Source organism: Cupriavidus alkaliphilus, from assembly GCF_014191175.1.
Taxonomy (GTDB): domain Bacteria; phylum Pseudomonadota; class Gammaproteobacteria; order Burkholderiales; family Burkholderiaceae; genus Cupriavidus; species Cupriavidus alkaliphilus.
In genome coordinates, this window is the sequence record NZ_JACHWE010000006.1 from 137,776 (window position 1) to 162,178 (window position 24,403).

23 protein-coding genes are annotated in these 24,403 nt (G+C 69.3%); 9 read left to right on the forward strand and 14 right to left on the reverse strand.

Features of this window, described 5'->3' with window-relative positions; all coding sequences use genetic code 11:
- The first annotated feature begins 171 nt into the window (after positions 1 to 171).
- From FHX60_RS20800 to FHX60_RS20810, 3 genes are all read left to right on the forward strand, one after another.
- Positions 172 to 1,038 carry a hypothetical protein gene (locus FHX60_RS20800; RefSeq protein WP_146748201.1) on the forward strand — a complete coding sequence of 289 codons (867 nt, stop codon included), beginning with the start codon at positions 172 to 174 and terminating at the stop codon, positions 1,036 to 1,038.
- On the forward strand, positions 1,038 to 2,900 hold the full coding sequence (locus FHX60_RS20805; RefSeq protein WP_183284470.1) for a hypothetical protein: 1,863 nt from the start codon (positions 1,038 to 1,040) through the stop codon (positions 2,898 to 2,900). The genes FHX60_RS20800 and FHX60_RS20805 overlap by 1 nt, the downstream gene beginning before the upstream one ends.
- Before the next feature lie 66 nt (positions 2,901 to 2,966).
- Positions 2,967 to 3,266 (forward strand): toxin-activating lysine-acyltransferase, encoded by a 300-nt coding sequence (locus tag FHX60_RS20810; RefSeq protein ID WP_260164306.1) that lies wholly within the window; start codon positions 2,967 to 2,969, stop codon positions 3,264 to 3,266.
- A gap of 34 nt (positions 3,267 to 3,300) precedes the next feature.
- Here the strand turns inward: FHX60_RS20810 and FHX60_RS20815 are convergent, their stop codons facing one another.
- Both FHX60_RS20815 and FHX60_RS20820 read right to left on the reverse strand, forming a co-directional pair.
- On the reverse strand, positions 3,301 to 4,287 hold the full coding sequence (locus tag FHX60_RS20815; protein WP_112775820.1) for a Bug family tripartite tricarboxylate transporter substrate binding protein: 987 nt from the start codon (positions 4,285 to 4,287) through the stop codon (positions 3,301 to 3,303).
- A 61-nt stretch (positions 4,288 to 4,348) separates the two neighbouring features.
- Entirely contained in the window at positions 4,349 to 5,839 is a 1,491-nt protein-coding gene (locus FHX60_RS20820) for an amidase (RefSeq protein WP_221210087.1), read from the reverse strand.
- A 116-nt stretch (positions 5,840 to 5,955) separates the two neighbouring features.
- On the opposite strand from FHX60_RS20820, the gene FHX60_RS20825 reads away from it, so the two are divergent.
- Positions 5,956 to 6,873 carry a LysR family transcriptional regulator gene (locus FHX60_RS20825; RefSeq protein WP_112775821.1) on the forward strand — a complete coding sequence of 306 codons (918 nt, stop codon included), beginning with the start codon at positions 5,956 to 5,958 and terminating at the stop codon, positions 6,871 to 6,873.
- Here FHX60_RS20825 and xth read toward each other — a convergent pair.
- The 4 genes from xth to FHX60_RS20840 form a co-directional block, all read right to left on the reverse strand.
- The gene (gene xth, locus FHX60_RS20830; protein WP_112775822.1) at positions 6,870 to 7,682 is read right to left on the reverse strand and encodes an exodeoxyribonuclease III; all 813 of its coding nucleotides are present in this window, start codon (positions 7,680 to 7,682) and stop codon (positions 6,870 to 6,872) included. The two genes, FHX60_RS20825 and xth, sit on opposite strands and share 4 nt — an antisense overlap.
- A gap of 64 nt (positions 7,683 to 7,746) precedes the next feature.
- Positions 7,747 to 8,199 (reverse strand): BON domain-containing protein, encoded by a 453-nt coding sequence (locus FHX60_RS27995; RefSeq protein ID WP_260164309.1) that lies wholly within the window; start codon positions 8,197 to 8,199, stop codon positions 7,747 to 7,749.
- A gap of 211 nt (positions 8,200 to 8,410) precedes the next feature.
- Positions 8,411 to 8,815, reverse strand: coding sequence for a hypothetical protein (locus tag FHX60_RS28000; protein ID WP_260164310.1), 405 nt, complete (start codon positions 8,813 to 8,815; stop codon positions 8,411 to 8,413).
- Positions 8,816 to 9,111: 296 nt separating this feature from the next.
- Positions 9,112 to 9,639, reverse strand: coding sequence for an OB-fold protein (locus tag FHX60_RS20840; RefSeq protein WP_244981343.1), 528 nt, complete (start codon positions 9,637 to 9,639; stop codon positions 9,112 to 9,114).
- Between the two features lie 463 nt (positions 9,640 to 10,102).
- Here FHX60_RS20840 and FHX60_RS20845 point away from each other — a divergent pair, with 463 nt between their 5' ends.
- Positions 10,103 to 10,798, forward strand: coding sequence for a response regulator (locus tag FHX60_RS20845; RefSeq protein WP_183284471.1), 696 nt, complete (start codon positions 10,103 to 10,105; stop codon positions 10,796 to 10,798).
- 7 nt (positions 10,799 to 10,805) lie between these two features.
- The gene (locus FHX60_RS20850; protein WP_183284472.1) at positions 10,806 to 12,683 is read left to right on the forward strand and encodes a sensor histidine kinase; all 1,878 of its coding nucleotides are present in this window, start codon (positions 10,806 to 10,808) and stop codon (positions 12,681 to 12,683) included.
- Positions 12,684 to 12,696: 13 nt separating this feature from the next.
- On the opposite strand, the gene FHX60_RS20855 is transcribed toward FHX60_RS20850, so the two are convergent.
- Positions 12,697 to 13,917 carry an MFS transporter gene (locus FHX60_RS20855; protein ID WP_183284473.1) on the reverse strand — a complete coding sequence of 407 codons (1,221 nt, stop codon included), beginning with the start codon at positions 13,915 to 13,917 and terminating at the stop codon, positions 12,697 to 12,699.
- A 106-nt stretch (positions 13,918 to 14,023) separates the two neighbouring features.
- On the opposite strand from FHX60_RS20855, the gene FHX60_RS20860 reads away from it, so the two are divergent.
- The 3 genes from FHX60_RS20860 (at position 14,024) to FHX60_RS20870 (ending at position 18,549) form a co-directional block, all read left to right on the forward strand.
- The gene (locus tag FHX60_RS20860; RefSeq protein WP_183284474.1) at positions 14,024 to 15,028 is read left to right on the forward strand and encodes a LysR family transcriptional regulator; all 1,005 of its coding nucleotides are present in this window, start codon (positions 14,024 to 14,026) and stop codon (positions 15,026 to 15,028) included.
- Between the two features lie 109 nt (positions 15,029 to 15,137).
- Entirely contained in the window at positions 15,138 to 16,400 is a 1,263-nt protein-coding gene (locus tag FHX60_RS20865) for a phospholipase D-like domain-containing protein (protein ID WP_112775829.1), read from the forward strand.
- Between the two features lie 190 nt (positions 16,401 to 16,590).
- Positions 16,591 to 18,549 (forward strand): methyl-accepting chemotaxis protein, encoded by a 1,959-nt coding sequence (locus tag FHX60_RS20870; RefSeq protein WP_183284475.1) that lies wholly within the window; start codon positions 16,591 to 16,593, stop codon positions 18,547 to 18,549.
- On the opposite strand, the gene FHX60_RS20875 is transcribed toward FHX60_RS20870, so the two are convergent.
- The 7 genes from FHX60_RS20875 to ahbB (FHX60_RS20905) form a co-directional block, all read right to left on the reverse strand.
- Positions 18,546 to 18,746 carry a DUF2905 domain-containing protein gene (locus FHX60_RS20875; RefSeq protein ID WP_112775831.1) on the reverse strand — a complete coding sequence of 67 codons (201 nt, stop codon included), beginning with the start codon at positions 18,744 to 18,746 and terminating at the stop codon, positions 18,546 to 18,548. The two genes, FHX60_RS20870 and FHX60_RS20875, sit on opposite strands and share 4 nt — an antisense overlap.
- Positions 18,747 to 18,831: 85 nt before the next feature.
- On the reverse strand, positions 18,832 to 19,644 hold the full coding sequence (gene cobA, locus FHX60_RS20880; RefSeq protein WP_260164316.1) for a uroporphyrinogen-III C-methyltransferase: 813 nt from the start codon (positions 19,642 to 19,644) through the stop codon (positions 18,832 to 18,834).
- Between the two features lie 33 nt (positions 19,645 to 19,677).
- Complete coding sequence (locus tag FHX60_RS20885) at positions 19,678 to 21,186, reverse strand: cytochrome D1 domain-containing protein (protein ID WP_183284476.1); 1,509 nt, start codon at positions 21,184 to 21,186, stop codon at positions 19,678 to 19,680.
- The gene (gene nirJ, locus FHX60_RS20890) at positions 21,183 to 22,346 is read right to left on the reverse strand and encodes a heme d1 biosynthesis radical SAM protein NirJ (RefSeq protein ID WP_183284477.1); all 1,164 of its coding nucleotides are present in this window, start codon (positions 22,344 to 22,346) and stop codon (positions 21,183 to 21,185) included. Before nirJ ends, FHX60_RS20885 begins: the two co-directional genes overlap by 4 nt.
- A 22-nt stretch (positions 22,347 to 22,368) precedes the next feature.
- Positions 22,369 to 22,896, reverse strand: a complete 528-nt coding sequence (gene ahbB / locus FHX60_RS20895; RefSeq protein ID WP_183284478.1) for a siroheme decarboxylase subunit beta — start codon at positions 22,894 to 22,896, stop codon at positions 22,369 to 22,371.
- Positions 22,896 to 23,414 (reverse strand): AsnC family transcriptional regulator, encoded by a 519-nt coding sequence (locus FHX60_RS20900; RefSeq protein WP_221210088.1) that lies wholly within the window; start codon positions 23,412 to 23,414, stop codon positions 22,896 to 22,898. Before FHX60_RS20900 ends, ahbB (FHX60_RS20895) begins: the two co-directional genes overlap by 1 nt.
- A complete protein-coding gene (gene ahbB, locus FHX60_RS20905) occupies positions 23,411 to 24,400 on the reverse strand; it encodes a siroheme decarboxylase subunit beta (protein WP_183284479.1) in 990 nt (329 codons plus the stop codon). The genes FHX60_RS20900 and ahbB (FHX60_RS20905) overlap by 4 nt, the downstream gene beginning before the upstream one ends.
- Positions 24,401 to 24,403 lie beyond the last annotated feature (3 nt).

Here is a 24,403-nt window from a genome sequence, read left to right on the forward strand (position 1 = left end):
TAGGAGAGCAAGAATGTCGAATCGATTTCGCTGTGGAGACGCAACGAAGGTTGCCAGCCAACGATGACCCGGTCTGCCGTGGGCGGGGGAATTCGTGCATCCATGAAAAGCGGTTGTTGTAGTAACGAAAGATAATCGAAGGGGCAATGCAGAGTGTTTGGTCGCTCACCAATGAGACTCGTCAAGAATCGTCGGTTGCTTGATGCAGCGTTGCTTGCTGGCTCAATCATTCTTGCATCGGTCGCGCTCTGGGCGCACGCCCAAGAGCGCCACGATCTCCCCCCATTTGACTACGAGAAGGCGAAGCAGCTTTCGCGAGAAAAGAGAGCGGCGTATGAACGGGACCTGTTCAACGAGCTGTATGCGTGGAACACGGGCTCGCCAAAGTACATGGGCAACGACGGCACAAATCGCCGTGAGGCTGATTGGATGGCCATGGCTCAGGACGGGTATGAGCTGGCGTATATCGCGTTACAGGTTCTCCAGCCGTCCACCGGTATTCGCTATTCCGTAAAGAAGCCACTGGCGCGACTTACCGAATTAGCGGATGGCGGAGATGCTGGCGCCATGTGCTTGTACTGGCGGCTAATTGACAGAGATAAAAAGGGTAAAGAAGCCAAGTATATAAGCCCCGCGCTCTCATACGTGGAGCGGGGAGCAGCTATTGGTCACCCCGCATGCTTACGAATAGTTGGTGGACTTCTTCTGACAGGAAGCCAAGGGATGTCTCTGGACATTCCTGTTGGAAGCAATTTTGCGATTAGGGCCGAACGGGAGGGCTACGGCGGCGCTTTATCTATTTGGGCATATCTCACTGAATTCTCCCCGAAAGATGAGAGGGATTGGATTCGTCTGTACTGCTGGGAACATTTTGCTAAACGATACGCGGTCCTGCTTGACGCGAGCACAGTCCTGTCGCAGCTTCGAGATCCATTGCAAGTGCCAAAGGCCCTTGGTCATCTGGAACTGGCAAGCAAGCTGGAAGCGTGGACTCCTCGACTGGAGGAATGCGTCAAGCTCGGGCTGGGGAACAACTAATGGCGACGCAGAATCAGCAATGGCAGAGTCAGGCAGCGCGATATAAAGCTGAGCTCAAGAATTGGGATCAGGCGATCTATCGGCTAGAAGATACAGGTGCATCCCCATCGCAATTCGGGCAGGCGCGGCTGAGCCAACTAAGGGCTGTCAAGCAATACAACGACTTCCTGGACACCGCCAAGCAGGACTACGCGAAAGCGATGCAGTACGAAGCGCGTCTGCGCAACGATCCCAATCTGTCGGCACTGGAACGCCATCAACTGGAGATCACCCGCGATGCGCTGAATGCGCGAGCCGGCGAGTTCCAGCAATTCGCAATCGACAACAAGCTGTTCCCCCAGTCTGCGAATCCGGTGAAGCTGGACGGCAAGATCTATTACGACAACGGCCACACAGAGTGGGATACCGGTACCGCACGAGGGATACTGGGTTCCGCCATCGATGGTGGCAAGTCGGTGTTTTCGGCCGGTCTCGAATGGATTACGCCAAGCAACGCTACGAATCAGCTTGCTTGTGCGGAAGGCTTCAATAGCCTGGTGGGTGCCGTGACCGGCAAAGTTCTGTCCAACCCTGGCGGCGCAGCGAATCCCGCCGCCGAGAAGGCGCTAGAAGAAATCTGGGGGCAAGGCAAGGGCGGCGTCATGAAGCCGGGCGAGGGTATTTGCAAGATGCTATACCCCAAGGACGATCCAACCATACAGGAACTGCGAAAGGCCGGGCTTATCAGTGAACTGGAGTTGCCCGGTGAATTTGGGGGGCAGTATGTCGTGCTCGACATTCCCGCCGAAATAGTCGCCTATGGCCTCGTGGGCGCTGAGGCAGAGAATCGCGTACGAAATGGCGAGATGACGGCGGAAGAAGCCTACGCCATACTTCGGCCGCGACGCGACACGGTACCTGAACATGCTTTTGGCCTTCTTCCACCTGAGGGGGCCACCGCGTTCGACTTCATTGAAGTCACAGAGGTCGCTTCGCTTCCCCACCTTGATACCGCCCCAACACCTGACAATATCACTTCCCATCCCGATTCCTCGGATTCATCCCCGGCGCCATTGCAAGACGTGCTGGGCAGCGTGCAAAGCTTGCAATCTCTCATGCAAGCCATCGAGTCCGGCGATACTACGGCCATCGCGCTTGCGAGCGCAGCCATGCTGTCCAGTCTCGACAGCGTTAGCGGGGGAAAAATCCTCCCCGACGGCATACCGGGTGCCTTGAACACACTAGCGGCGGGAATGAACCTGCTCAATGCCATCCAGGACGGGGACGGCTTGGGTATTGCCGCATCAAGCTTGAACCTTGGCAGTCAGGCTGCGGCCATGTATGCCAATGTGCTCAAAGAACAAGGCATCGTTGCCTTCCAGGCCGAGTCGGGCTCCGCGGCGTCCTTGCTGGACACCGCCGCCACAGTTGGGCAAGTGGCTGGTGCCCTGGCATTTGTCGCCAGCGTTGGCACCCTGCTGAAGGCAATCGAGGACGGCAACGGCGTCCAGACCGCCGGCGCTGCGCTGAGTGCTATGGCTGCTGGCATGGCCGTTGCGGGATATACCTCTTATTGCCCTCCTGTAGCCTTTGCGGCGATAGCCGTCACGATGATCGGCTCAGCGGTATTCGCCAAGGATCTTCCGACGCTAGAAGGTGAAGCCACCGCTGTGTGGGATCCGGACGGCAGCATTCACGTGCTCAAGACCACCGATGCCGAGGGTGGCGGCGCGACCCTGCCAACATCCTGCAAAGCCTGGTCGATGCCCTGCAAGTGTCGCTTGCTCAGCAGGTGGATGCCAACGGCTACCCACTTTACGCCATCATTCCACAGCGCCTGCCGACCATCGGCTATATCTTCGATCCTGATGGGGCGCGCCTGAACGATAACGGCGGTCAGTTGTATCTCAAGTGGATCGACGACAACGGCCAGGAGCAGAGGCGCTACTATGATGGCCGATACCTCGCGCAACGTCCTGACTCAGCCACTGCGCCTGATCAACGTCTACGGTGGCGAGAATTGGGCCTACCTGTCTGACGCTGTGGTCGAGCGGTTTGCCAGGCCGCCGTACCAATTGGCGCCCGGAGATTGGAAGTCGGGCGACAAGGCGTTCCTGATCGACGTGTTTGCCCCCTATGGCGGCGCCAAGGATGTGCTGGCTGATCTGAAGGCGACGGTATTCAAGGGCAAGGTGCTACATCAACTGGCACCAGAGGGCGAGCGAACGATGCGCGTGCTGGAGGATTAAGCCGCAGCGGGCCGGTAGCCCGCCTGTCGCGCCACTATTCCGCCCGAATATCCGCCCGCGCCGCCACCGCCCGCATCTCCGGCAGCTCCTTTTCCACCCTTGCCTTCACCGCGGCCCCATTGCCATAAGCCGGCGTCAATGCCAGCTCGACCATGCGCGCCTTCGTGGCCGGGGCGTTGGCGACGTCGGCCAGCGCCTTTTCCAGCTTCTGCTGCACCGGCGCGGGCAGGCCGGCCGGTGCCATCAGCGCGAACCAGGTGCCCATCTGGAAGCCGGGATAGCCGCTTTCGGCGACGGTCGGCACTTGCGGCAAGGCCGGCAGGCGCTGCGGCGACAGCACCGCCACCGGCCGGATCTTGCCGCCCTTGATCAGCGGCAGGGTGGCCACCACGGTATCGACGGCCACCTGTACCTGCCCGCCCGCGAGCGCGGTCAGGCTGGGGGCGCTGCCGTTGAACGGCACGTGCACCATGCGGATGCCGGTGGCGGTCTTGAGCATTTCCGCGCCGAAGTGGACCGAGGAACCCGTGCCGAATGAGCCGTAGGAGAACTTGTCAGGGTTCGCCTTCGCCTGCGTCACCAGGTCCTTCAGCGAGGCGATCTGCGTGTCGGGATTGGCGACCAGCACCAGGCTCATATCGGCCACCAGGCCCAGCGGGGTGAAGCTCTTGATGGGGTCGTAGCCCAGCTGCTGGCGGATCGCGGGGTTCAGCGTCAGCGTGGTGCTGGCTGCCAGCAGCAGCGTGTAGCCGTCGGGCGCGGACTTGGCCACCTGGGTGGCGCCGATCACGGTGCTGGCGCCGGGCTTGTTCTCGACCACCACCGACTGGCCGAGCTTTTCGCCCAGGCCGACGGCCAGCAGGCGACCCAGCACGTCGGTGGCGCCGCCCGCGGCGAACGGCACCACCAGCCGCAGCGGGCGCTCCGGCCACGTTTGCGCCTGGGCGGCGGGCGCGGCGGACAGCGCCGCGGCCAGGGCGCTGGCGCAGGCGAGAAACAGCTTCGGGGGCATTGCAGTCATCGTGGCACTCCTGCGGCAGTTATAGGAATGGGAGGCAATCGGAATCGACCGGCAGTGCGGCTCAGCCCAGCCAGGGGCTGCGCACGCGCGAGAAGCCGCCGGCCTGGTCGTAGGCATGGCCCAGTTGCAGCACCGCGGCGTCGGCCTGCGCCGGGCCGATGATCTGCAGGCCGGCGGGCAGGCCCTGCGGGCCGAAGCCGGCGGGCGCGGCCAGCGCCGGCAGCCCGGCCATGGTGGCCGGCACCACTGCCTGCATCCAGCGGTGGTAGGTGTCCATGTCGCGGCCGTCGATGGCATGCGGCCAGTCCCAGCCGGCATCGAACGGGAACACCTGCGCGGCCGGCAGCACCAGGTAGTCGAAGCGCTCGAATAGCGCGCGCAGCGCCTGGTACCACGCGCTGCGTTCGGCCATGGCCTCGTACACGCGCGTGCCCGGCAGCGCCAGGCCGCGTTCGATCTCCCAGACTGCCTCGGGCTTGAGCAGTGCGCGCCTGGCCGGGTCGTGGTACAGCGCCGCGTTGGCGCCCGCCACCGAGAAGCTGCGCAGGTCGATCCAGGCACGCCACAGCCGTTCCAGGTCGAAGTCGGGCAGGGCCGCGTCGATGGCGCAGCCGAGCGTACGCAGGTGCGCCAGGGCCTGCACGCAGGTGTCGAGCAGGCCCGCTTCGGTGGGCAGGTGCCCGCCCAGGTCGCCGAGCCAGCCGATGCGCACGCCGGCCCAGTCGCGTTCTGGCGGCAGCGCAAAGGTGCCGGGCGCCTCGTTGCGGCGCGTCAGCGGCAGGCGCGCATCGAAGCCGGCCTGCACCGACAGCAGCAGCGCCAGGTCCGGCACGTTGCGCGCCATCGGCCCGGCCACGCTGAACTGCTGGAAGAACACTTCGTCGCCCGGGCCGTGCGGCACGCAGCCGACCGAGGTGCGCAGCCCATAGACATGGTTGAACGCCGCGGGCGTGCGCAGCGACCCCATCATGTCCGAGCCGTCGGCCACCGGCAGCATGTGCAGCGCCACCGCCACCGCGGCGCCGCCGCTGCTGCCGCCGGCGGAGCGGCCGGGATCGAAGGCGTTGCGGGTGATGCCGTAGACGGGGTTGTAGGTATGGCCGCCGAGGCCGAATTCGGGCGAGTTGGTGCGCCCGATGAAGAGGGCGCCGCCGGCGCGCATGCGCTCGAAGATGACGGCATCGGCGTCGCTGACCTGGCCGGCGAAGATCGGCGAGCCCTTGGTGGTGACCATGCCAGCGGCCGGGCTGATGTCCTTGGGCGCCTGCGGGAACCCGTGCAGCGGGCCGCGGCTGGCGCCGCGCGCCAGTTCGTCGTCGAGTCCGCGCGCCTGCCGGCGCAGCGTGTCGCGGTCCACCGGGGCGACGATGGCGTTGACGCGGGGGTTGTGGCGGTCGATCTGGCCGAGGAAGGCATCGAGCACTTCCACGCAGGAGACCTCGCGAGCATGGATGGCGCCGGACAGCGCGACCGCATCGAGGTCGGTGATCGGATTGGTGTTCGGATTGGTGATCGTGTCGGTGGGAGCAGCGGGGGTCTGGGCAGTCGCCATGGCGCGGGGTCTCCGGTGTTGTCGTGAAACAGCATACGGGCGACGCGTGCTTTCCCGCAATCGACGATTTTTTCAAATATCCTTGCGTAAAACGCAAACCGGCCGGAGCCCGCCCCATGTTGTCGCATCGCCTGCAGGACACCTCGCTGCGCTATTTCCTGGAAGTGGTCCGCAGCGGCTCGCTGACCGAGGCGGCGCAGCGGCTCAGCGTCACCGTGTCGGCGGTGAGCCGGCAGGTCGCCGCGCTCGAGGCCCTGCTCGGCGTGCCGTTGTTCGATCGCCGCCCGCGCGGCATGGTGGCCAGCGCGGCCGGCGAGCTGCTGGCGGCCTACGCATTGCGCGGCGCGCTGGAAGCCGACCGCGTGGTGTCCGAGATCGCCGCGCTGCAGGGCTTGCGCCGCGGCCGGGTGCGCGTGGCCAGTTCCGCCGGGTTTGCGATCGACTTCCTGCCGCGCATCATCGCCGAGTTCCGCCAGCGCTATCCGGGCCTGCAGTTCCACGTGCGCGTGGCGCCGCCGGCGGATGTGACCGGGATCGTGCTGCATGGCGACGCGGATATCGGCATCACTTACAGCCGCGCCGCCGAGCAGGGCATCCGCATCGCGCACCGGCAGGCGGCGCCGGTGATCGCCATCATGCGCCCCGACCATCCGCTGGCACGCTTTCGCAGCGTCACGCTGGCGCAGATGCAGCCGTACCCGCTGGCGCTCCCCGAGGGCGACAACACCGTGCGCCAGCTGTTCGACCTGGCCTGCGGCGAGCGCGGCATGGTGTTCGAGCCGGTGCTGGTGACCAACCACTTCGAGACCCTGACCAGCTTCGTGCTGCACGGCGGCGGCCTGTCGATCTCGGGCAGCGTGACCGTGGGCGACCGCTTGCGCCGCGGCGAGCTGCATGCCGCGACCATCCGCGAACGCGGCATGCGCAGCCGGGCGATCGAACTGCAGACGCTGGCGGGCCGCACGCTGCCCGAGGGCGTGCGCGCCTTCCTGGGCTTTATCCGCGACAAGCTGGTGGCGGAGGCCGCGGGCTAGCCCGCCCGCTTGCGCCGCGCCGCCGGGCCCAGCACCACCCACGCCGGTGCATGGTCGCTGGGGTGGTCTTCGCCTCGCACCCAGCGGTCGACGCCGGCGTCGCGCAGCCGCGGCGCCAGCTCGGCGCTCAGCAGCAGGTGGTCGATGCGCAGGCCGGAGTTGGTCTGCCAGTGCCGGCGGAAGTAATCCCAGAAGGTGTAGATGGGCGCATCGGGGTGCTGCCGGCGCAGCGCATCGGTCCAGCCCTGCGCCAGCAGGCGCGCGTATGCCTCGCGGCTTTCCGGCTGCAGCAGGGCGTCCTTGCGCCACGAGCGCGGGTTGTAGATGTCCTGGTCGGTCGGCACCACGTTGTAGTCGCCGGCCAGCACCACCGGGTGGCCGCTGTCGAACAGTTCCTGCGCATGCGCGATCAGCCGTTCGAACCAGGCCAGCTTGTAGTCGAACTTGGGGCCGGGCTGCGGGTTGCCGTTCGGCAGGTAGAGGCAGCCGATCACCATGCCGGAAACCGCTGCTTCCAGATAGCGGCTGTGGCTGTCGTCGGGATCGCCGGGCAGGCCGCGGCGCACTTCCACGGGCTCCGCCCCGCGCGCCAGGATGGCCACACCGTTCCAGGACTTCTGGCCGTGCCAGATCGCGCCGTAGCCGGCGTCGTGGATCTCCCGCGCCGGAAAGCTCTCGTCGGCGGTCTTCAGTTCCTGCAGGCAGACGATGTCGGGTGTCTCGCGCGCGAGCCAGTGGCACAGCGCGCCCACGCGGCTGCGGATGCCGTTGATGTTGAAGGTTGCAATCTTGAGCCTGGACGCGGGCATGCGATGCGGGCGCTGACGGGATCCTCAAAAAAAGCCGGCGGAACCCTCCGCCGGCTGCTGGCCTTTATGCGCGCCAAGTGCTGCCGGTCGTGGCGCTGGTGGCGCTGCCGCCGGTGGTGGCGGTCGCGCTACCCGGGCTGCCCGGGCTGCTACCCGAACTGGCTGCGCTGCGGGCGCCGCCGGACGACTCGCCGGGGCGGTCGCTGTCGCGGCGCACGCGGATGTCGTTGTTGACTTCCTTGACGCCGTAGGTACCGTCGGCCATGTCTTCGATGTAGTACTTCTGGCCGCGGTCGCGCACGGTGCCGGTCAGCGACACCACGCCTTCGTTGACGTCGACGCTGACATCACTGACATCCACGCCACGCGCGTAGCTCAGCCGCTCGCAGATCTGGTCGCGGATGCGGTCGTCGCTGCGCTGGTAGCCGCGCGGACCGGTGCGCCGTTCGCGCTCGTCCGGCGTGCCGAACCAGTCGCCCACCACCTCGCCGATGCGGCGGCCGAGGTTATAGAGCATGCCGTGCTCGTGGTCGTCGTCGCGATCGTCCTCGCGCCGGTCATCGGTTTCCCAGCCGCGCCGCTCTGCGTATTGGCGGTATCCGGGGCTGTGCTGCGCCGCGTAGCGGCGCGCTTCGTCGTCGTCGTCCGGTTCCGTCCAGTAGCGGGTGTCGCTTCGCAGGTCGCTGAAGTAGCGCTCGCGGCCCTCGTCGCGGGACGATCCGCGTCCCTCATAGCGCGCGCGGCTGATAATGCTCGCGCGGCTCGCGGGCGCGTTCGGCGCTCTGGCGCCACTGCTGCTCCGCGTATTCGTCGTCGCGCTCCCAGGCCTGCGGGTCGCGCCATTCGCCGGCGCGTTCCCAGCCGTAGCCGCCGTTCAGGCCATAGCGCAGATCGCTGCCATAGCGTCCTTCGCGGGGATAGTCCGGGTAGCGGCTGGCGCCATACTGCTCGTTGAATTCCCGGGCCGGGCGGGCAGGGCCGCCGTAGCTGGTCTGGCCCGGAGTCATTTGCTGGCGTCGGCGCTGCGCTTGCCAGCGGTCGCGTTCCGATTCCGGCTGCCAGTCATCGTCGTCCCATGCCTGGCGGCGCTCGCGCTGGTCGCGCGCTTCACGCTCATCGTAGTAGTAGCCCATGCTGATTTCCTGACAAGGTAAGCGCCATGTGCGGAAGCCGGCGCAAAGTCGCGCCGGGCACCGCGGGCGGATATCAGCAAGGGGCAAGATTCGTACCGTGCGGCCGATGGCCCCGGGCCCGTGGCAGACGGGAACGGGAAGGCTGGGGGGCCGTGCAAGCGTTTCAGAGCGTGTAAGGGATGCAGCCTTGGCGGCGGCATGTGGCGCGGCCTGCACGCAGCGGAGCAGGCACAGGGGGCATGGGGCCGGTGACTGGTTCGTGCCAGCCTCCGGCGCTCGTTCCGCGCCCGGCCTGCTTACTTCTTGCTGGTCTTGGTCGATTTCGACTTGGTGCTGGTGGCGGCCTTCGAGGGGGCGGCCGTGCTGGTGGCTGCCGTGCTTGCCGGTGCCGCTTCGATCTTCGATTTGGCGAAGGCGAAATAGCATTCCTTGTTGCTGCTGTTGTACGACTCGGAATCGCTGGTCGCCAGCACGCCGGTCACGTTGATCTTGTCCCCGGTCTGCAGGTTGCTGATCTTCTTCTGGTTGACCAGCATCGCATCGCGCATCAGCGCCTTGCCGGTGCACTGCGGATTGACCGAGTCCTTGAAGTAGACCGCGATGGTGTCATTGGTGATGCTCAGGCCGTCGACCTTGGTGATGCGCGAGACCGTGCCCGACACCAGGATGGCCTGCGAGTCCCACTTCTTCTTCGCCGTGATTTCGTTCTTCTTCCAGTCGGCCCAGATGTCGCCCAGCGAAGCCGGCTTGGGGTCGGCCAGCATGCGGAAGTCGCCGCTGAGCACGTCGCCGGTGCCGTCGAGCACGCCGCTGATGGAAGACATTGCGCCATCCATGGATTCACAACCGGCCAGCAACCCGGCCAGGACCAGCCCTGCCATCAGTTTTCCCGTCTGCATTTTGCTTCTTCTCCAGGTCCGCCAGCTCTATCGGCTGACGCCGGGGCATTGTATGCGTACATCTTGCAAAATCCAACAGAACTGCCAAAAGCGCTGCAACGGTCGAAAAGAGCGGGCGGTTATCCCCCGAACGGGGCTTGGCGGGCAGGGCCCGAACGGCAGCGCCAGCGGCTCGTTCCAGACCGCCTCCCCAGAATATGGGATGGGCAACGGCGTGCCGCCGTGCGATCGGTACGGGCGGCGGCGTTTACCCTGAAGGGGGGCCGCCGGGCCGTCCGCGCGCGGGCGGGATATGTCAGAATCCGCCGTCGTGCCGGCGCACCCTGCCCGGCCAGCGCACCGCGCGGCAACACAGGGGCCGCACCGCGGCTGGCTCGGGAATACAGGCATGGCAAGCACAACAAGAGTCCTCATCGTCGAAGACGACCCCCTGGCGCTGCGCCGGCTGGTGCAGGCCGTCGAACTGCATGCGGCGCATGCCGCGGTGGCGGGCTGCGCCTCGACCGTGGCGGAGGCGCTGGCGTGGCTGGCGCAGCATCAGCCCGACGTGCTGCTGTGCGACCTCGGCCTGCCCGACGGCAGCGGTATCGACGTGATCCGCAACGCGCGCGAGCGCTATCCCGCCTGCGACTGCATGGTCGTGACGGTGTTCGGCGACGACCAGCATGTGCTGGCCAGCATCGAGGCCGGCGCCATCGGCTACCTGCTCAAGGATGAAACCACCGACCGCATCGCCGCCTCGATCGGCGAACTTCGCGCGGGCGGCTCGCCGATGAGCCCGCTGATTGCGCGCCAAGTGGTGAACCGGCTGCGCGGCGCGCCGCCGGAGGCGGCGGCGCGCGATGCGGGCGCTGGCGCGGGTTCCGGCCCGGCTTCCGGCGCGGTAACGCTGTCGGTGCGCGAGAACGAGATCCTGGACCTGATCTCGCGCGGCTACACCTATGCCGAAACCGCCCGCTACCTGGGGTTGAGCGTGCATACCGTGCAATCGCATATCAAGAACATCTACGGCAAGCTGGCGGTGCGCTCGCGCGGCGAGGCCGTGTTCGAGGCGGCCAAGCTCGGCCTGCTCAAGTCCCTGTAAGCGCGCCATGCCGTCCGGGCCGCCATTGCTGCGCACCGCGCTTGCCCTGCTGCTGGCGTGGGCCGGCCTGCTGCTGCCCGGCATGGCGGCGGCGGACACCATGGCGCTGGCGGCGGCCACGCGCTCGGCCACGCTCGCCGACGGCACCGTGCTGCCGGCGCGCGCGCTGACGCTGCCCGACTACTGGGACCGGGTGATGCCGGGCAAGTCCGGCACCGTGGTCTACGAACTGCGCTTCGACCGCAACTGGCCCGCGGCGGCCCCCGGCGGGCTATTCGTGCCATGGGCCGGCGGCAGCTACGAGGTGCGCCTCAACGGCGTGCTGCTCGCCGCCGGCGGGCGCCTGGACGCGCCGGCGTCGGCCCTGGCCAAGCGTCCCTATTACGTGGCGGTGCCGCCCGAACTGGCGAACACGCACGGCAACCTGCTGCGCATCACCGTGGCCGCGCGCGCCTATGCGCGCTCGGGCCTGCTGCCGGTGACGGTGGGCCCGGCCGCCGAGGTGCGCGCGCAGTATGAGCGGGCCTTCCTGCTGCGCGTGGTCGGCCCGCTGATCGCGGCGGTGCTCAGCGTCGTGCTGGGCGGCCTGGCGCTGCTGATCTGGTGGCGCCAGCGCGATCCGCTGTTCGGACTGTACGGGCTGGCCGAGGTTGCCTGGAGCGTGCGCCTGCTCGACTACTTCGTCGATGACCTCGCCATCCCGGCGGAACTGCGCGGCTATATCGTCGCCGCCGCGCGCGAAGTGTTCCTGGGCGCCATCGCCAGGTTCTGCCTGCTGGTGATCCGGGTGCCGTGGCGCTGGCTGCATCGCACCCTCAACGCCTACCTGTGGCTGGCGCTGCCGGTGCTTGCGCCGCTGGCTGCCATCTCCAGCCATCCGCTGGTGTTCCCGCTGAGCTGGCTGGTCAAGGTCGGCATCATCCTGACCGTGGCCGGCGCGATGGTGTGGGGCGCGTTGCGCCGGCCCAGCCGCGAGGCGACGCTGCTGGCTGTCACCGTCGGCGTGTCGGCGGTGCTGTTCCTGGCGGACTGGATCAAGGTCTGGCTGACCGGCGACTATTACTGGGTCCATTCGATGACCCGCTACGTCTCGGTGCCGTTCAGCGTGGTGATGGCGTGGATGCTGGTGGAACGCTACACCAGCGCGGTGCAGAGCCTGCAGAACGCCAACCAGGTGCTGACCGAGCGCGTCGCGCAGCGCGAGGCGCAGCTGCGCGCGGCCTTTGCGCGCACGCAGAAGATTGCCGCCGAGGAAACCGCGCTGCGCGAGCGCGGGCGCATCCTGCGCGACATGCACGACGGGCTGGGCAGCCAGCTGGTCACGACCTTGTCGATGCTGGAGTCGGGCAAGGCGAGCGGGCCGGAGGTGGCCACGCAGGTGCGGCATGCGCTGGATTCGCTCAAGCTTTCCATCGATGCGATGCAGGACACCGGCGGCGACCTGGCCGCGGTGCTGGGCAACCTGCGCTACCGGCTGGGGCCGCGCATCGCCGATGCCGGGCTGGAGATCCGCTGGGAAGTCGAACGCCTGCCGGCGCTGCCGCATTTCTCCGCGCGCAAGGTGCAGGAGCTGCAATACCTGCTGCTGGAAGGCATCACCAACGTGCTGCAGCACGCGGCGGCGCGCACGCTGACCGTGACCGCCCAGGCCGACGCGCAGGCGATCCGCATCACGCTGGCCGACGACGGCCGCGGCTTCGCTGCCGAAGCCACGCGCGGCGGGCGCGGGCTGCGCAATATGCAGGTGCGCGCCGCGGCGATCGGCGGCTGGCTGCAGATCCGCTCGGCGCCTGGCGGCACGGCGCTGACGGTGGCGGTGCCGCTGGCGCCGGCGCAGGGCGATGAGGCGGGCACGCCCGGGGAAGGGGACGCGCCCGCGGCATAGGGCTGGTTGCGGCTTACTGCGCTGCGCGCTTCGGCAGCAGCCGCACCGCCAGTGCGCACAGCGCCGCGCCGGTGGCGAGCGCGGCCACGCCGGTCCAGCCGAAGCGCGCCAGCACCAGGCTGCCGAGGGCCGCGCCGGCGGCCATGCCGGTGAACATGCAGACGAACAGCACGGCATTCAGGCGGCTGCGCGCGCCCGGGTCGATGCCATAGACGATGGTCTGGTGCGCCACCAGCGCCACCTGCACGCCCAGGTCGAAGCCGATGGCGCTGGCGCCGATCAGCCACAGCTGCGCCTGCGGCGCCAGCAGCGGGGTCAGCAGCATGGCGGCGAACGACAGCGCCGCCAGCGCCGCGCCCGCGCGGGTCACCCGTTCCGGACCGCCGCGGTCGGCCAGGCGGCCGGCCAGCGGGGCGCCCAGCGCGCCCGCGGCCCCGGCCAGACCGAACGCGCCGGCGGCCTCGCTGCCCAGGTGGAACGGCGCGCCATGCAGCATCACCGCCAGCGTCGACCAGAACGCGCTGAAGCCCACCGATAGCAGCCCCTGCGCCAGCGCCGCGCGGCGCAGCGCACCATGCTCGCGCCACAGTGCCGCCAGCGAGGCCAGCAGGGCGAGATACGGCAGCGTCGTGGCCGGGCTAAAGCGCGGCAGCTGGCGCCGTGCCACCAGCGCCACCGCCGCCATGCTGGCCGCCGCCAGCACGAACATCGCGCGCCAGCCGAAGTGCGCGGCGACGAAGCCGCTGACCACCCGCGACAGCAGGATGCCCAGCAGCAGCCCGGTCATCACGGTGCCGACCACCTTGCCACGCTGCGCGGCCGGGGCCAGCGTCGCCGCGGCCGGCACGATGTCCTGCGCCAGCGTCGCGGACAGGCCCACCACCAGGCTCGACGCCAGCAGCATGCCGATGCCCGGCGCCAGGCCTGCCAGCAGCAGCGCGCCGACCAGCGCCACCGCCTTGGCCACGATGATATGGCGGCGGTCATAGCGGTCGCCCAGCGGCGCCAGCAGCAGGATGCCCAGCGCATAGCCGAGCTGCGTCAGGGTGGGGATGGCGCCGGCGGTGGCGTCGCTGGCGTGCAGGTCGGGGGCCATCACGCCGAGCATGGGCTGGCTGTAGTACAGCGAAGCCACCGCCAGGCCGGCGCCGGTGGCGAGCAGCAGCACCAGGCGCCCTGGCACGGCAGGGTCGGCCAGCGTGGCGGCGGGGCAGGTTGCGGGAGCAGGGGACATGGCGGGTTTGCGCGGTTCGCAAAGCGGTTGGGATGGCCCGAAGTGTTGTCCACGCGCGCCGATTCTGGTAGACGTGCGGGGTGAACAATGGCTATACGAGACGCGTATGAAAGGCCAGCGAGCCACTAACCCGAGCGCCGCCCCCGCCGCCGCCCGCGGCGCGCCCGGCGCCGACCGGATCGACCTGATGCAGACCTTCGTGCGCATCGTCGAGGCCGGCAGCCTGTCGCTGGCCGCCGCGCAGCTGCAGACCACCCAGCCCACCATCAGCCGACGCCTGCAGACGCTGGAGCGGCTGCTGGGCGTGCGCCTGCTGCAGCGTTCCACCCATGCGATGAAGCTGACCGAGGACGGCGCGCGCTGCTACGAGCGCGCGCGCGAACTGGTGGCCGACTGGGCCCGCTTCGAGGCCGACGTGCGCGGCGTGGGCCGCGCCCCAAGCGGCACGCTGCGCGTGGTGGTGCCGCACGCGTTCGGGCAGGAGGTGCTGGTGGGTCCGCTGGCGGACTACCTGCGGCAATATCCGCAGGTCGCGGTGGAATGGCTGCTGCACGACCGGACCCCGGATTTCATCGCCGAAGCGATCGATTGCGCGATCCATGTGGGCGAGGTGCATGAACCCGGCCTGGTGGCCGTGCGCCTGGCGGAAGTGCCGCGCGCGGTCATTGCCGCGCCGTCGCTGTTCGACGGCAAGCCGCTGCCGCGCCGCCCGCAAGACCTGGAAAGCCTGCCCTGGCTGGCGCTGCGCACGTTCTACCGCAACGAGATCGTGCTGCAGCACCGGCAGACGCAGGCGCGCCAGGGCCTGGCCTTCGCGCCGCGCATGAGCACCGACAGCCTGTACGCGCTGCATGCGGCGGCCCGGCTCGGGCTGGGCGTCGCGGTGGGCTCGTCGTGGATCTTTGCCGACGACATTGCCAGCGGCAGGCTGTTGCACCTGCTGCCGCAATGGCGGGCCGACCCGCTGCCGATCTACCTGGTCTATCCGCATGCGCGCTTCTATCCAGCCAGGCTGCGCCTGTTCGCCGACGCCATGCGGCAAGCGATCCCGGCCGCCGGCATGGTCGAACGGGCGCGCGTGCCGCGCGGGATGACACAAGCGCGCCGATAACGCCTATCCTGTATCGGCCATTACCTCCGCCGCGGGCAACCCCGCGCCCCGACCTCATGGTGCCTGCGTGATCCGCCGCGTCTTTCCCAGGTTTCGAACTAGGGGCCGCATGTTCGCGTTTGCCGCCGCCATCGTGTTGCTTGCCCTGGCCGGCATCGTCGCCTACAACCTGGTCGGCGGCGAGAAGCGCATCGAGCGACGCCTCGACCGCGTCTACAGCCTGGAAGATCCGCAGTTTGCGCGCGAGCTGGGGGTGTTGCTGGGCCCGCCCGTGGTCGACGGCAACCGCTACCGCGTGCTCCGTAACGGCGACGAGATCTTTCCGGCGATGCTGGGCGCGATCCGCGCCGCGCAGAAGACCATCAACTTCGAGTCGTATATCTACTGGTCGGGCGATATCGGCCATGATTTCGCACAGGCACTGGCCGAGCGCGCCAGGGCCGGCGTGAGCGTCAAGGTGTTGCTGGACGCGGTCGGCAGTTCCAAGATCGACAAGACGGCGCTCGCGCTGATGACGAGTGCCGGCGTGGATGTGCGCCGCTACCATCCGGTGCGCTGGTACACCATCGGCAAGCTCAACAACCGCACCCACCGCAAGGTGCTGGTGGTCGATGGCCGCATCGGCTTTACCGGCGGCGTCGGCATCGCGCCGGAGTGGACCGGCCATGCGCAGGACCCCGAGCACTGGCGCGATACGCATTTCGAGGTGGAAGGCCCGGTGGTCGGCCAGATGCAGTCGGTGTTCCTGGACAACTGGATCAAGGTCAGCGGCGCGGTGCCGCACGGCCCCGACTACTTTCCCGAACTGGCGCCGGTCGGCAATGGCCGGGCGCAGATGTTCAGCAGCTCGCCGACGGGCGGCAGCGAGAGCATGGCGCTGATGTACCACCTGGCGATCACCGCGGCGGCGCGCACCATCGACCTGTCGGCAGCGTATTTCGTGCCGGACGAACTGACCGAGAAGGCGTTGCTGGCGGCGCTGGCACGAGGCGTGAGGGTGCGGGTGATCGTGCCGGGCGAACATATCGACTCGGAAACCGTGCGCTCGGCGTCGCGCGCCCGCTGGGGCGAACTGCTGAAGGCCGGCGCACTGATTGCCGAGTACGCGCCGACCATGTACCACTGCAAGGTGCTGATCGTCGACGACCTGCTGGTCTCGGTCGGCTCCACCAACTTCGACAACCGCTCGTTCCGCCTCAATGACGAGGCCACGCTCAATATCCTCGACGCGGCGTTTGCCGCGCAGCAGACCCGGATCTTCGAGGAAGACCTGAAGCTGTCGCGCCCGATAACCTATGAGGCGTGGGTCAACCGCCCATGGCGGGAGCGACTGCGCGACCGCCTGGCCTCGCTGATCGGCGCGCAGCTCTGAGCGGAGCGGCGATGGCGGCAAGGCGGCCCGCAAACAGGGCGCCATGCCCCTGAGTTGCGCGCGGTTTGCCCTACTTCAGCGCTTTTGTCGCACCGCATTTGCGCATCGTCAAAAACCCGGACATCTGCGCTTCAGCACCGCCAAACCGGGCCGATAGCAGGGGGAAACCTGGCCCCCTCTGCGACGATCCATGCCCGCCCTGTTCCTTCCCGCCGAGCGCCTGATGGCGCGCCTGAATATCCGCCGCAAGCTGGCACTGATTGCCGTGCTGTTCTTGGTGCCCCTGGTCGGCGCGCTGTCCGTGGCGCTGCGCGACGCGACGCAAGCGCGCAGCATCACCAGCCAGGAAGTCCGCGGGCTGGCGGTGGTCGGGCACGCGCTCGACTTCATGCGCGAGACCCAGGTCCGGCGTGGCGCCGCGCATGCGGTGCTGTCGGGCAATGCCGCCTTCCGCGCCACCTTCGACCGGGCGGACGAAAAGGCGGCGGCCAACCTTACCGCACTGGCGCGCAGCATCGCGCAGAATCCCGGCTTTGAACTCGCGGCCGGCATGCGCCAGCTGGAGCAGGACTGGCAGCAAGTGCGCCGGCCTGGCCTGGACACCGCGGCGGGGCCGCTGTTCGAGCGCCACAGCGCGCTGGTGCGGCAGACGCAGGCGTATATCGCCGACGTCGTCGAGCGCTCGCGCCTGGCGCTGGACAGCGAGGCCGGCTCGTACTACCTGGTCAGCCTGCTGACGGGCCCGATGCCGCAACTGGCCGAACAGAGCGCGCTGGCGCGCGGCCGCGGCGCGGGCATCATTGCACAGGGCGGCTATGCGGATGCCGCGCAGCAGGCAGGACTGGGCGCGCTGGCCGAGCAGATCCGCGCAGGGCTGGACGCGATACGGCGCGACATCGCTCGCGTCGGCAAGGCCGCACCCGCTTACCGCACGCGCATCGATGCCGCGCTGGCGCGGCTGGACGCGATGGACCGTTTCCATCGCACGCTGCAGGTGCGCATGCTGGGCGCGGCCGGCATCGATATCGAGGCCAGGGCCTATTTCGACGAAGCCACCGCCGCCATCGAAGGCGTGGCGGAAGCCAGCCGCGAATTCGCCGCGATCGCCGCCGGGATGCTGGCGCAGCGTGCCGCGGCGCAGGCCCGGCAATTTGCCTGGCTGGCCGGCATTGCGCTGGTGACGGTAAGCGCCGCGCTCTACCTGTTCATCGGCTTCAGCCGGGCCATGCGCGCCGACGTGCGCGAGGTCGCCGCGATGGTCGCGCGCATCAATGCCGGCGACCTGACCGTGGGGCTTGCGGTGCGCGGGCGCGACGAGCTGAGCGAGATCAAGCGGCACCTGCTGGCGCTGGCCGCGGGCTGGCGCGCGCTGATCGGCGACACCAAGGCCGGCGCGCACAACGTGCTGGCCGCGTCCGCCGATATCGCGCAAGGCAATATCGACCTGTCGCAGCGCACCGAGGAACAGGCGGCGTCGCTCGAGCAGACCGCGGCCAGCATGGAACAGCTGACCGCGACCGTGCAGCAGAATGCCGGCAACGCCGGGCAGGCCAGCGCGCTGGCGCGCGAGGCGTCGGCAGCGGCGCGCGCCGGCGGCGACGCGGTCGGCCGCATGCAGCAGACCATGCAGGCGATCGACGCCGATTCGCGGCGCATCGCCGACATCATCGCGGTGATCGACGGCATTGCCTTCCAGACCAATATCCTGGCGCTGAACGCGGCAGTGGAAGCGGCGCGCGCGGGCGAGGCCGGCCGCGGCTTTGCGGTGGTGGCCAGCGAAGTTCGCGGGCTGGCGCAGCGCGCCGGCGCCGCGGCCAAGGAGATCCGCTTGCTGATCTCGCAATCCGGCGAGCGCGTGGCCGCGGGCAATACGTTGGCGCTCGATGTCGCAGCGACCATGGCAGGCACCGTCGCCGCCATCGGCCGGGTCGCGGCGATGATGGATGACATCAGCCAGGCCTCGCGCGAGCAGAGCACCGGCATCGGTCAGGTCAACCAGGCGATGGCGCAGATGGACCAGGTCACGCAGCAGAACGCCGCGCTGGTCGAGCAGGCCGCGGCCGCGGCGCAGTCATTGCAGGAGCAGGCCCTGCAGATGCAGCGTGCGGTGGCGGTGTTCCGCACCGACGCGGCGCCGGCCGGCGCCTAGCGCCGCAGGATCCAGATCACGATGGAGACGACCACTGACACCACGATGCACGTGGTGATCGGAAAGTAAAAGCTGAAGCCGTCGCGCACCACATGGATATCCCCGGGCAGCCGCCCCAGCGGCAGCTTCGACAGCCAGGGCCAGGCGGCGCCGGCGGCCACCAGCAGGCAGCCCAGGATGATAAGCAGACGTTGCATGATCGGCGATGGCGCGTGAGCGGTTGCGGTCCTGATGCGTTGGACCGCTATCGGTCCGCGGGATTCCTCAGCGCCCCGCGTCCGCTCATCCCGCCGCCTGGTGCGCTGCAGTGCACAGCGTGGCGGCTTCGGCCGGAAATGCGGGGTCGCTCTCCAGCACCGGCAGCAGCGCGTTCGCGTCGCCGACCACCGCGCCCACCACGATCACCGCCGGGCTTGCCAGCCCGGCCGCCAGCGCTTGCGCCAGCGTGCCAAGCGATCCGGTCCAGCTGCGCGCGTGCTCGCTGCCGGCGTGCATCACCACCGCCGCCGGCGTGCCGGCCGTCATGCCGGCGGCGAGCAGGCCGTCGCGGATCGCGGCGATGCGGCTCATGCCCATGTAGATCACCAGCGTGGTGCCGCCGCGCGCCAGCGCGTGCCAGTCGGGCGAGCCGTGGGCGCTGGTATGGCCGGTAACGAAGGTCACGCCGTGACAGTGCGCGCGATGCGTCAGCGCAATGCCCAGCGCCTGCGCGGCGGCCATACCGCTGCTGATGCCGTTGACGATCTCGACCTGCAACCCGTGGCCGCGCAGGAACGCGGCTTCTTCGCCGCCGCGCCCGAACAGCAGCGGATCGCCGCCCTTGACGCGCGCCACCGCGCGGCCGGCCAGCGCATGCTGCAGCGTCAGCTGCTGGATGCGCTGCTGGCTCACCGAGCAGCGCCCGCCGCGCTTGCCGACCCACTCCACGTGGGTGCCGGGGCTGGCATAGCTGGCCATTTCCGGCGAGACCAGGTCATCGACCAGCCAGACTTCCGCGGCAGCCAGCGCGCGCATGGCGCGTACCGTGACCAGGTCCGGGCTGCCAGGGCCGACGCCGATCAGCCAGACCTTGCCGGGCTTCAGCGGTGCTTGCATGTTGGACTCCTGCAATGGGATCTCGCCACGCGCTCAGTGGCTGGTGCCGGCCGAGCGCGTGGTCTTGTTGAAGACGTTGTACTTGCCGATGGGCTTGTCCATCGGCAGGCGCCTGACTTCCTGCAACGTGGCGGCGTCATACACCACGATGGCACCGTCGCGCTCCATCAGGCTGACCAGCGCGTAGCGCCCGTCGCGCGTGAACTCGACGTGCGCGGCGGTGCGGCCGGCGCTGGGGGTGACGCTGCCGACCACGCGCAGGCTTTGCTTGTCGATGACCTGCAGGGTGTCGCGCCGGGCGCTCATCATGGCGTCGGCCCAGGCGTAGGGCGTGCGCTCGTGGCTGCGCAGGAAGAAGCCCGGGCCGTTGGTCGGCACGGTGGCGACGGTGTGCCAGTCCTGCATGTCGATCACCGTGATGCGCCCCTGGCCGAGGTCGGGCGAGGCCATCACTTCACGGCCATCGCGCTGCCAGGTGATGCCGCTGCCCAGGTGCGGCATGCCGCCCAGCGCCAGCGACGCCACCTTGCGCCCGCGCTGCAGGTCTATCACCTGCCCGCCGCCCTGGCGCGAGCCGCCCAGGATATGGCGATACGGCTGGTCGAAGAAAAAGTCGTCGAGCACCTCGTCCAGTTCGATCGCGCGCGGCTGCAGCAGCGCCGAATGCGGCAGCGGCGCGCCCGCGGCGTCGGCATACGGAATTTCCCAGACCTCGGGGATGTCCTTCAGCGCGGCGATAAAGCTGTGGCGCGGCGCGGCATCGTAGACCGCGGAGACGCGCGAACGCTCGCCGTTGCGCCCGGCGACGTCGATCACCCGCGCCAGCGACAGGTCGTCGGCATCCAACAGCACCAGCGTGCGCGGCAACGTGTTGCCGGCCAGGACCCAGCGCCCGTCATCGCTGACGGCCACGTTGCGCGTGTTCACGCCGACCCGGATCTCGGCCACATACGCCAGGTTCCACAGGTCGAACTTGCTGACCCAGCCGTCGCGGCTGGCCATGTAGACATAGCGGCCGTCGCGGCTGAATTTGGGCCCGCCATGCAGCGCGAAGCGCGTGGCAAAGCGATGCACCGGCGCCAGCCGGTCGCCGTCGAGCACGGTCATGTGATGGCTGCCGGCCTCGACCACGACGAACAGGTTCTGCGGGTCGGCGCTGAACACCGGCCGTGCCGGCAGGCTGCCGGGCGCGTGGTGGACGATATGGCTGGCGCGGATGGCCTGGTCGTCCCACTGCGGCGCGGCGGCGGGCGCGGTGCGCAGCCAGCGTGCCAGCGCCTGCAGCTCGGCCGCGGCCAGCGTGCCCGCGAACGCCGGCATCTGCGTGGCGGCGCGGCCGTGGCGCAGCACCGCGTCGAGCTCGCCGGCGCGCAGGCGCTCCAGGCTTTCCGGCAGCAGTGCGGGCCCCATGGCGCCAAGCCGGTCGGCGCCATGGCAGGCGGCGCAGTGCTGGCCGTAGAGCGCGGCCGGGTCGGCCGCCGTTGCGGCTTGCGCGACCCAGGCGAACGCAAGCAGGCCCAGCCATCGGATCAGCGCTGTCATGCCGCGACCTCCGCGCCTGGCGCGTGCGCGATCTCGGCATCGCTCAGGTAGCAGCCCGGGTCCTCGGCCCACGGGTTGCCCGTCAGCGCAAAGGCGCGCACGCGTGTATTGCCATTGCAGATAACGCGGTGCGCGCAGCCCGCGCAGCGCCCCTGCAGTGGACGGGGCGTGCTGGCCAGGCCGGCCATCAGCGGATCGGCGCGGTCGGCCCAGATCTCGCCGAACGGCCGCTGGCGCACATTGCCCAGCGTCACGTGCCACCACATCGTGTCGGGATGGACATTGCCGAGGTTGTCGATATTGGCCACGCCGACGCCGGTGGCGTTGCCGCCCCAGCGCTCCAGCCGCTCGCGCATGTCGGCGACGCGATGCGGAAAGCGGCTGGCGATCCAGTACAGCAGGTACACGCCGTCGGCATCGTTGTTGCCGGTGACGAAGTCGCCCGCATGCCCCTGGCGCGCGCGCTGCCAGACGTGGTCGAACAGCCAGTCCAGCGCGGCGCGGGTGCGGGCGTGGCGGGCGTCGTCGGCGCGGTGGCTGCGCGCGCGGCCGGCATAGTTGAAGTGCGACAGGTAGAACTTGTCGATGCCCTCGCGCTCGGCCAGCGCCACCAGCTCGGGCAGCTGTGCCGCGTTCGCTTCGGTCAGGGTCATGCGCACGCCCACGCGCAGCCCGGCCGCGCGTGCCGTGCGCAGGCCTGCCAGCGCCCGCGCGAATGCGCCGTCGCTGCGGCGGAAGCGGTCATGCGTGGCGGGCAGGCCGTCGAGGCTGACGCCGACGTAGTCAAAGCCAGCCGCCGCCAGCCGCCCCGCGTGGCCGGCATCGAGCAGCGTGCCGTTGGACGACAGCGACAGGTGGAAGCCGAGCGCGCGCGCGCGCCCGGCAATCTCGTACAGGTCCGGCCGCAGCAGCGGCTCGCCGCCGGACAGGATCAGCGCCGGCACGCGCGCCGCGCGCAACTGGCCCAGCACGTCCAGCGCTTCGGCGGTATCGAGCTCGCCCTTGAAGTCGGTGTCGGCCGAGGTAGCGTAGCAGTGCCGGCAGTTCAGGTTGCAGCGGCGGATCAGGTTCCAGATCACCACCGGGCCGGCGGGCTGGCGCGGAGGCGGCACCGGGCCGTCATCGCGCAGGGCTTCCATGAAGCGGGACAGGCGGAACATGGGTGGGGCTTCCTATCGGTTTCTATTGGTCGGGGCTTGGATCTGGACCGGGGCCGGCTGGCGGCAGCCGCAGCCCGGTCTTCTTCAGCACGCGGGTGGACCACAGCACGTCGTGCGCGCGGCAGGCGTCGCCCAGCAGTGCCGCGATCGCGGCGATCTGGGGCGCGGCCTCTTCGCGCGAGCGGGCGTGGACCATCGCGAACAGGTTGTAGCGCCAGTGCGGCAAGCGGCGCGGTCGCCGATAGCAATGGCTGACGAAAGGCAGGGCACCGACGCGCGCGCCCAGCCCATCGATGTCGGCATCGTCGACGTCCCACACGGTCATGCCGTTGGCGCGCCAGCCGATCCGGTAGTGGTTGGGCACGGCGGCGATGCGGCGCAGCACGCCGCGCGCCTGCATCGCGGCCAGGCGTGCGATCACTTGCGCCTCGGTCAGGCCCAGTTCCGCGGCGACCGCGGCGTACGGGGCCGATACCAGCGGCAGGCCGGCCTGGGTGGCGCGGATCAGCGCCAGGTCAGTGGGATCGGCGGCGTCGGCAGTGGTTGGCATCAGGCGGGCAGATAGAGGTTGACGAAGAACTCCCGTTCCTTGGGAAACGGCAACACCTCGACCCCGGCCGCCGCGGCGATGCGCGCGAGCACCGGCGCAACCTGCTCCGGCCGTGCGACGGCCACCACGAACCACAGGTTCAGGTGATGCGTGCGCGCGTAGTGGTGCGCGACCTCGGGGTGGGCGTTGATGGCGGCTATGACGGCTTCCATCCGCGCGGCCGGCGCATGGCAGGCGCACAGCACGAAGCGGCCGCCGGCGCGGTCCACCTGGTACAGCGGACCGAAGCGCGTCAGCACGCCGGCGGCAAGCAGCGCGCGCAGCCGCGCCAGCAGCACGGCCTCGTTGATGCCGAGCGCCGCGGCGGCTTCGGCGTACGGGCGCGGCACCAGCGGCAGGCCGCGCTGCAGGGCGTTGATGATGCGGCGGTCGAGCGCATCGAGCGCATCGAGCGCATCGAGGGGTTCGGGACGATCGGCTGGATCGATGGCGTCGCACGACGCGGCGGCGCCGTTCATGCCGGCACCTGGATGGCGTAGCGCGTGCCGCGCTGCTTGTAGCAATGCGTCCCGACCAGCACCGAGCCCGGCACCTGCTCCAGGCCGGCGGCGGCGCGAATCCGGGCCAGCGCGGGCTGCAGGTCCTGCGCGCTGCGGGCATGGATCATCGCGAACAGGTTGTAGGGCCAGTCAGGGAGCCGGCGCTCGCGGCGGTAGCACAGGGTCACGCGCGGCTGCCGCGCCAGCCGCGTGCCGATGGCGTCGACACGGCCGTCGGGCACGTCCCACACGCACATGGCGTTGTGGCGGTAGCCGAAGCGCCCGTGGCGCAGCACCACCCCCAGGCGCCGGATCACGCCTTGCGCAGACCATTGCGCCAGCCGCTCGAGCACCTGCGGTACGCCCAGGCGCGCCTGTGTGGCCAGCGCATGGAACGGGCGCGGCGTCAGCGGCAGGCCCGCTTCCAGCGCCGCGACCAGGCGCCAGTCATCGTCGTCCAGCGCCACGGCGGCAGCGGGCGCCGCCAGCCCGGCGGGCCGGCGCGGGCGGGTACCGTGCTGGCGCGCCAGCGGAAAGCCCAGGTCGATGTGGTATTCGCGCGTCATCGGCAGGATCAGCGGCGCCTGGCCGGTGAGCTCGCCGATCGACGCCAGCGTGGCATCGAGCATGCCGCGCTCGCGCGCGCCCGCGACGAACCACAGGTTGTACCGGTGGCCGCTGCGCGCGTAGTTGTGGCTGACCGCCGCGCAGGCGCTGACGCGCGCCGCCACGCGGTCCAGTTGCGCCGCCGGCACCGACAAGGCGCCCAGCGTGCTGACGCCGATCACGTTCGGCGCGAACACGGCGCCGACGCGGCTGATGCGCCCGCTGCCGAGATCGCGCGCCAGCAAGCTCAGCAGCGCGTGCTCGCACAGTCCGGCTTTCGCAGCCAGCGCCTGGTAGGGCCGGGGCAGCAGCGGGAAGCCGCGCTGCAGCTGGTCGTAGAGGCTTTGCTCGTTGAACATGAC

Bases quoted from the DNA above. Each gene is read 5' to 3' on its own strand.
- FHX60_RS20800 (WP_146748201.1), top strand. From the start codon at position 172: ATGAGACTCGTCAAGAATCGTCGGTTGCTTGATGCAGCGTTGCTTGCT.
- FHX60_RS20805 (WP_183284470.1), top strand. From the start codon at position 1,038: ATGGCGACGCAGAATCAGCAATGGCAGAGTCAGGCAGCGCGATATAAA.
- FHX60_RS20810 (WP_260164306.1), top strand. From the start codon at position 2,967: ATGATGGCCGATACCTCGCGCAACGTCCTGACTCAGCCACTGCGCCTG.
- FHX60_RS20815 (WP_112775820.1), bottom strand. From the start codon at position 4,287: ATGACTGCAATGCCCCCGAAGCTGTTTCTCGCCTGCGCCAGCGCCCTG.
- FHX60_RS20820 (WP_221210087.1), bottom strand. From the start codon at position 5,839: ATGGCGACTGCCCAGACCCCCGCTGCTCCCACCGACACGATCACCAAT.
- FHX60_RS20825 (WP_112775821.1), top strand. From the start codon at position 5,956: ATGTTGTCGCATCGCCTGCAGGACACCTCGCTGCGCTATTTCCTGGAA.
- xth (WP_112775822.1), bottom strand. From the start codon at position 7,682: ATGCCCGCGTCCAGGCTCAAGATTGCAACCTTCAACATCAACGGCATC.
- FHX60_RS27995 (WP_260164309.1), bottom strand. From the start codon at position 8,199: ATGCTCTATAACCTCGGCCGCCGCATCGGCGAGGTGGTGGGCGACTGG.
- FHX60_RS28000 (WP_260164310.1), bottom strand. From the start codon at position 8,815: ATGGGCTACTACTACGATGAGCGTGAAGCGCGCGACCAGCGCGAGCGC.
- FHX60_RS20840 (WP_244981343.1), bottom strand. From the start codon at position 9,639: ATGTCTTCCATCAGCGGCGTGCTCGACGGCACCGGCGACGTGCTCAGC.
- FHX60_RS20845 (WP_183284471.1), top strand. From the start codon at position 10,103: ATGGCAAGCACAACAAGAGTCCTCATCGTCGAAGACGACCCCCTGGCG.
- FHX60_RS20850 (WP_183284472.1), top strand. From the start codon at position 10,806: ATGCCGTCCGGGCCGCCATTGCTGCGCACCGCGCTTGCCCTGCTGCTG.
- FHX60_RS20855 (WP_183284473.1), bottom strand. From the start codon at position 13,917: ATGTCCCCTGCTCCCGCAACCTGCCCCGCCGCCACGCTGGCCGACCCT.
- FHX60_RS20860 (WP_183284474.1), top strand. From the start codon at position 14,024: ATGAAAGGCCAGCGAGCCACTAACCCGAGCGCCGCCCCCGCCGCCGCC.
- FHX60_RS20865 (WP_112775829.1), top strand. From the start codon at position 15,138: ATGTTCGCGTTTGCCGCCGCCATCGTGTTGCTTGCCCTGGCCGGCATC.
- FHX60_RS20870 (WP_183284475.1), top strand. From the start codon at position 16,591: ATGCCCGCCCTGTTCCTTCCCGCCGAGCGCCTGATGGCGCGCCTGAAT.
- FHX60_RS20875 (WP_112775831.1), bottom strand. From the start codon at position 18,746: ATGCAACGTCTGCTTATCATCCTGGGCTGCCTGCTGGTGGCCGCCGGC.
- cobA (WP_260164316.1), bottom strand. From the start codon at position 19,644: ATGCAAGCACCGCTGAAGCCCGGCAAGGTCTGGCTGATCGGCGTCGGC.
- FHX60_RS20885 (WP_183284476.1), bottom strand. From the start codon at position 21,186: ATGACAGCGCTGATCCGATGGCTGGGCCTGCTTGCGTTCGCCTGGGTC.
- nirJ (WP_183284477.1), bottom strand. From the start codon at position 22,346: ATGTTCCGCCTGTCCCGCTTCATGGAAGCCCTGCGCGATGACGGCCCG.
- ahbB (WP_183284478.1), bottom strand. From the start codon at position 22,896: ATGCCAACCACTGCCGACGCCGCCGATCCCACTGACCTGGCGCTGATC.
- FHX60_RS20900 (WP_221210088.1), bottom strand. From the start codon at position 23,414: ATGAACGGCGCCGCCGCGTCGTGCGACGCCATCGATCCAGCCGATCGT.
- ahbB (WP_183284479.1), bottom strand. From the start codon at position 24,400: ATGTTCAACGAGCAAAGCCTCTACGACCAGCTGCAGCGCGGCTTCCCG.